Annotated in this window: 3 protein-coding genes; all 3 read right to left on the bottom strand. The window is 71.1% G+C overall.

Annotation, left to right across the window (positions count from 1 at the left end; genetic code table 11):
- On the bottom strand, positions 1-1,888 hold a 1,888-nt coding region (locus A5712_RS20245; RefSeq protein ID WP_082973547.1), incomplete at its 3' end, for a PE family protein.
- Positions 1,889-1,993: 105 nt separating this feature from the next.
- The gene (locus A5712_RS20240; RefSeq protein ID WP_068108728.1) at positions 1,994-4,621 is read right to left on the bottom strand and encodes a helix-turn-helix transcriptional regulator; all 2,628 of its coding nucleotides are present in this window, start codon (positions 4,619-4,621) and stop codon (positions 1,994-1,996) included.
- An 83-nt stretch (positions 4,622-4,704) separates the two neighbouring features.
- Positions 4,705-5,511, bottom strand: a complete 807-nt coding sequence (locus A5712_RS20235) for a peptidylprolyl isomerase (RefSeq protein WP_231982182.1) — start codon at positions 5,509-5,511, stop codon at positions 4,705-4,707.
- Positions 5,512-5,676 lie beyond the last annotated feature (165 nt).

Below are 5,676 nucleotides of genomic sequence, written 5' to 3'. Positions count from 1 at the left end.
CGGCGGCCAGGACGAGGCCAAGTGCGGCCCCGCCGGCCCCGCCGGTCCCGCCGTAGGCGGTCAGTCCGCTATTCCCGCCGGCCCCGCCGGCCCCGCCGACCGCGTTTGCTGCTGTAGTGAGTCCGCCATTGCCGCCGACGCCGCCATTGCCGGTCCCGGCGGTCCCGCCGGCCCCGCCGGCCCCGCCGTTGCCGGTCGACGAGTTTCCGCCGGCCCCGCCGGCGCCGCCCACACCCAATAGCCCGCCAATACCGCCGTCACCACCAGGAAGGCCCGGCCCACCCGAGCCGCCGGCACCGCCGACGCCGAGCAGCCACCCGCCTGGCGCGCCGGGCTGCCCGGTGCCCGGAGCCCCGGGGGCGCCGTTGGCGAACAGCGGGCGCCCGGTAATTGCCTGGATGGGCGCGTCGATTGCGTGGAGCACCTGCTGCTGCAGGTTGTGCAGGGGCGAAGTGCTGGCGGGAGCGTTGAAGCCGTCGACACCCAGCAATAGCCCGCCGGCACCACCGGCGCCAGTGGTGCCCAGCGCCGTGCCGAACCCGCCGTTGCCTCCGTTGCCGCCGTTGCCCATCAATAGGGCGTTGCCGCCGGCCCCGCCGGGCCCACCGGCGCCACTCAAGCTCGATCCGCCGGCGCCGCCGGGCCCGCCGTTAAACACCAAAGACATCCCGCCGGCTCCGCCGTTCCCGCCGGTGCCGAGGTCGCTGGCGCCACCGGCCCCGCCGGCCCCGCCGGGGCCAAGCAGGCCGGCGTTGCCGCCGGCCCCGCCGTTACCGCCGTGCGCGCCGCCGGCGCCGCCGGTCCCGCCGAAGCCACCGTCGCCGACCAGGTAACTAGTGCCGCCGTGTCCGCCGGCGCCACCGGTCCCGGTTTGGCTGGTTCCGCCGGCCCCGCCTGCGCCGCCGTCGCCCAACAGTAGGGCGCCATTGCCGCCGGCCCCGCCCACCCCGCCGGTACCGGTGTGGGTCGATCCGCCGGCGCCGCCGGCGCCACCGCCACCGGCGAGCAGACCCGCATTGCCGCCGGCGCCGCCGGCACCCCCGACGCCGGCATCGCTGTATCCGCCGGCCCCGCCGTTCCCGCCACTCGCACCGATCAACCCGCTGAACAGCCCGCCGTTCCCGCCGGTCCCGCCGGCCCCACCAATGGTGAGGCCGTTTCCACCAGGCCCGCCGGCCCCACCGTGACCGCCGCCGCCGCCGTTGCCGCCAGGTCCGCCGGCCCCGCCGGCCCCGAACGCGTTGGATCCACCCGCGCCGCCGGCCCCGCCGTAGCCGAACCCCGGGTCGAAGGAATTACCGCCGGCCCCGCCGGCCCCGGCGGCCATGGTCGCTGTGCCCGGGCCGCCGGCCCCGCCGGGCCCGCCGAAGCCCAGCAGCCCGGAGGCGCCGCCGTTACCGCCGTTTTGGCCGGGGGCGCCGGAGCCGCCCGCGCCACCGATACCGAGCAGCCATCCGCCGGGCTGGCCGTTTTGCCCGGTGCCCGGGGCCCCGTTGGCACCGTTGCCGATCAGCGGGCGCCCCGTCAACGCCAGGCTGGGTGCATTGATCGCGTTGAGCAGATCCTGCTCGACCGTCTGCGCCGGATTGGCGGCGAACGCGGCGACATTCGCTGCCTCCGCGCTGGCATAGGAGCTCGCACCCGTGTTCAACACCTGGACAAACTGCTCGTGAAACGCGGCCGCCTGTGCACTGAGTGCCTGAAACCGTTCACCTTGGGCGGAGAACAACGCGGCGATGGCCGCCGACACCTCATCCTCCGCGGCGGCCAACACGCTCGTGGTTTGGGTGGCGGCGGCCGCGCGGGCCGCACCTAGGTTCGAGCCTAGTGTTGCCAAATCCGTTGCCGCCGAGGTCATTAGCTCTGGCGTTGCGATAACATACGACATGTCTATTCACCTGCCAGCACGCCCGGTCGGAACACGATCGCTTAACTCTGCGACTGGGCCGCGTCGCGGCGCTCAGTAACCGACTACTGCACTTCGAGCAGCTGACTACTGCACTTGCTCGTGCGCGCCGTGCCGCGGCAACAATGACGCGAGTTCGTCGCGGCTGCCGGTTCCGGTCTTGGACATGGCGCGGTAAATGTGGCTTTCGACGGTGCGCACTGAAAGTGTCAGTCTTTCGGCGACTTCGCGGTTGGACAACCCCTCACCGATGAGCGTCACGATCTCTCGTTCGCGATCGGTGAAAGGCAAGGGTTCGCTGACCTGACAAAGCGCGGGAGTCCATGCACCGCCGCATCGTTCGGCGAGTGCTTCCGCACGTGCAGAGCATCCCCACGCAGATCCGTTTAGGCCCTGGCTGCGATACGCGAGGGCGGCTTGGGCGGCGGCGTCAACTGCGGCAACCAGGTCACCCATCTCCTCGAATGCTGCTGAAACCGCGGCCAATTCGGTCGCGTCGCCGGCATTGAGCGCGGCTGAGAATCGCGCGGCGACGCCGACACGCGGTCCCTCGACGATCGTTTCGAGGTCGCGCAATCTGCGTGCACCCGAACGGTCGCCGAACTGGGTGGCGGTCTGCAGGCAGACCACCTCCTCCGCGAACCGGCCCTTGGCTGAAGCCCTTTCGGCGGCCGACACCAAGACGGTGATCGCCGCACTGACGGCGCCCTGGCCGGCGGCTACCCAGGCCCGCGCCACGCTCCGTTCAAAGTCCAGCGACCGAAAAGGGCGTCGCTGCTCGTCCAGGGCGGCGAGGACGGTTGCCGCCTCCGCGGTCGAACCACGCATCGCGAGAGCCGTCGAGCGCGAGACGCGATAGCGGTATCCCCAGCTCGAAGCGTGCGTGGCCGAGAGTCCCACCGCCGCCTGTTCGAGCAACGCGCAGGCGGAATTCAGGTGACCGGCGCCCAGGGCGGCCCGGCCCGCCACGGCCGCACCGAGCAGTTGGGCCGCTCCCGGAAGGTCGGCCGCCTCACGGCGCACTCGCTCGGCCACCCGCAGGGCTTCATCGACGTCTCCCGACAGCAGTAGGGAGCCGACATGCGCGTCGCCGATGTTGAACCTCATGTGCGGAGCGTCGAACAAGCGTGTGGCAAGGCCGTAGCCCGCCTCTGCGACTGTCAATGCCTCGCTGGTGCGCCCGGCATCTGCGGCTATGGCGGCCAGCGCCCAGGCAATCTCGGCGCCGACGACGGCCGGTAGTTCTTCCAACACAAGAGTTTCCGACGCTTGTGCGGCCAGCTCCGGTTCGTCCGTCGCAAACCAGTACACCGTGAGGAAGGCGTCGATATAGCTGCGGGCTCGCGGCGACGTGGTGTCGGATGCCGCGTCGATGATCTCTTTCGCACGCGCTGGGTCGCCGAGCGCCCAGAGCATGTTGCTGGCCCGTAGGAAGGCGTATCTGGCACGGTCGACCTCGGTCAATTCGCCGGTGCGGATCCCGGTGAACACCGCTTCGGCCTCGTCGCCACGACCCATCCACGAAAGCGCGTGCGCGCGAACGAAGTTCGGTTCGGGTCCCGCTCCGGCCCGGATGGCCGCCGCGGCAAGCCGGTCGGCGAGGGGCAGATCCGCCAGCCAGACCGCGCCGTGGGCCGCCCTTACCAGCAGATCTGGGTCCGGCGCGAGGTCGGAGTCGAGACTCAACGCGGCGCGGCGCACCAAGACCTGTATGTCGTTGCGGTCGGCCGCCGCGGCGAGCTCGGCGGCGACCCGCCCGCGCAACCGCCGCAGCCGGGTGGGCGCCCCTCGCCGGCGGCGCACCTCGCCGTAGAGCGGATGCGCCACCCGCACTTCCATGCCTCCGGCGGCGGCCTCAAGCGTGATGAGCCCCCGGCTGTCGGCCTCCTCGACTGCGGCCGGATCGCTCAGCCGCTCCAAGACCGCCAGATCGATCGGCTCGCCGACGGCGAGCACGTCAATCACATCGCCTACCGGTGCGGGCAGGGCCCCGATGCGCGATTCGATCAATTCGACCAGCCCTGGGGGCATGATCGGATCGCCTGTCCACCGCCAATAGCCTTGCTGCTGCACGATCCGGCCGTCGGCGACCTCTTGCTCCACGATGTTGCGCAGATATAAGGGGTTGCCGCGAGTGAGCTTCCACAGCCGTTGTGCCGCATCCGGATCCGCGGGTCCTTCCAGGGTCGCCGACAGGAGCGCGGTGGTGTCTTCTAACGACAGCGGGCGCAGGTCGAGCCGGTCGAGCTGGCCGACCCTCCGTATTTCTTGTACGGCTGCTGGAATCGGTTCACCGTCGAGGACGGTGAGTATCACTTTCGCCGCTCCGCGCTGCACGATCTGATGCACGACGAATGCGGACAGATCGTCGAGGAAATGCGAGTCGTCGACACCCAAGACCACCGTGGCGCCCCGGGATGCGGAAGTCAGCGACTCGATCACCCCTTGCAGCAACTGGACGGTGTCGGTCACACCCGACGGCGCCCAGGCCGAGAATGCGCCCAGCGGAATGGAGCGCGCCGTAGATGTCCCGGCGGCCCAGCGGCATTCGCACCCACGCGAGTCGGCGGCGGCCAGGGCCTCACGCGCGAGCCGGCTCTTGCCCACGCCCGCTGCGCCGTAGACGACGATGCCGGAAGCGTCCGGGGCCGAGATGGCGGCCTCGATGTCTCCGGTCTCCTCCGAGCGGCCGGTCAGCGGCCACGACAAGCGCACGCGCAAAGCCTAAGAGCGCCGGAAGAGTGAATGGGGCGACTTTGCCGAATATGGGAACGCCGGAGAGCCGGTCGTGGGGCCGTCTAGCCCACCTGCACCGAGGTGATGGTGACGGTGCTCGTGGGCATGCCCCTGGTGCGGTTGCCGGCCACACCGACCTTGGCGATCTTGTCGAGGGTCGCCAGGCCCGCCTGGTCGACCGAGCCGAACACGGTGGACGTCGGCTCTATCTCGGCGTCCCGGAACACCACGAAGAACTGGCTTCCGTTGGTGTTGGGCCCGTTGGTGGCCAACGCGAGGGTCCCGCGCGGATAGATCACAGTTGCCTTGAGCGCCGGATCGTCGGCCTTGTACTGGTTGGCGGGGTATTCGTCGGCGAACTCGTAACCGGCGCCGCCGCCGCCATCGGCATCGGGGCCGCCGAACAGCAGCGTCCCGCCCTCCGGCTCGTCGATCATCCGCCCGCAGATCGTGTTGTCGTAGAACCCCTGCTTCGCCAGGCTGGTGAAACTGTTTACCGCGCAGGGGGATTCGTTGTTGGCGAGCTGCACGCCGATGTCACCGAAGTTGGTCGAGATGACGGCGTGGATCGGTGCCGGCTCGGTGGGCACCCGGCCCGACGGGGGCAGCGTGGCGGCCTTGCTGGCCGGATCGGGCGACGGCGGGTACTGGCAGTTCGCGCCGAGGTCGGGCGGCGGCGCGAACGCCGGCAGCGGCGGCACGCCCGCGGGGGTCGCGGAGGCGGGTCCGGGGGCCGACCCGGGCCGGGCGGGCACCCTGGCGCGGCTCGGGGTGGGCGACGCCGCGTTGTTGGTCGAGCCGTGGCTTTGGGTCACCAGCGAGATGACCAGGGCCACCACCGCCGCCAGCGCGACGAGCGACCCGCCCACGATCCCCAGGGCGAGCCGCCTGTTGAAGGTCTTTGCCGGGATCGGCTGCGGCTGCGGCTGCTGCTGCGACGCCGGTGGGGGTGGCGGGGGTGGCCGTGATCGTCGCGGTGGTGATCGCCATCGTCAACACCAAGCACGAGAACAAGAGCAACACCGCGGCGCCGA

The organism is Mycobacterium sp. E2327 (assembly GCF_001672675.1).
GTDB lineage: Bacteria > Actinomycetota > Actinomycetes > Mycobacteriales > Mycobacteriaceae > Mycobacterium.
The sequence above is the reverse complement of the archived record's forward strand: the minus strand, read 5'-3'. Positions and strand labels throughout refer to the sequence as shown.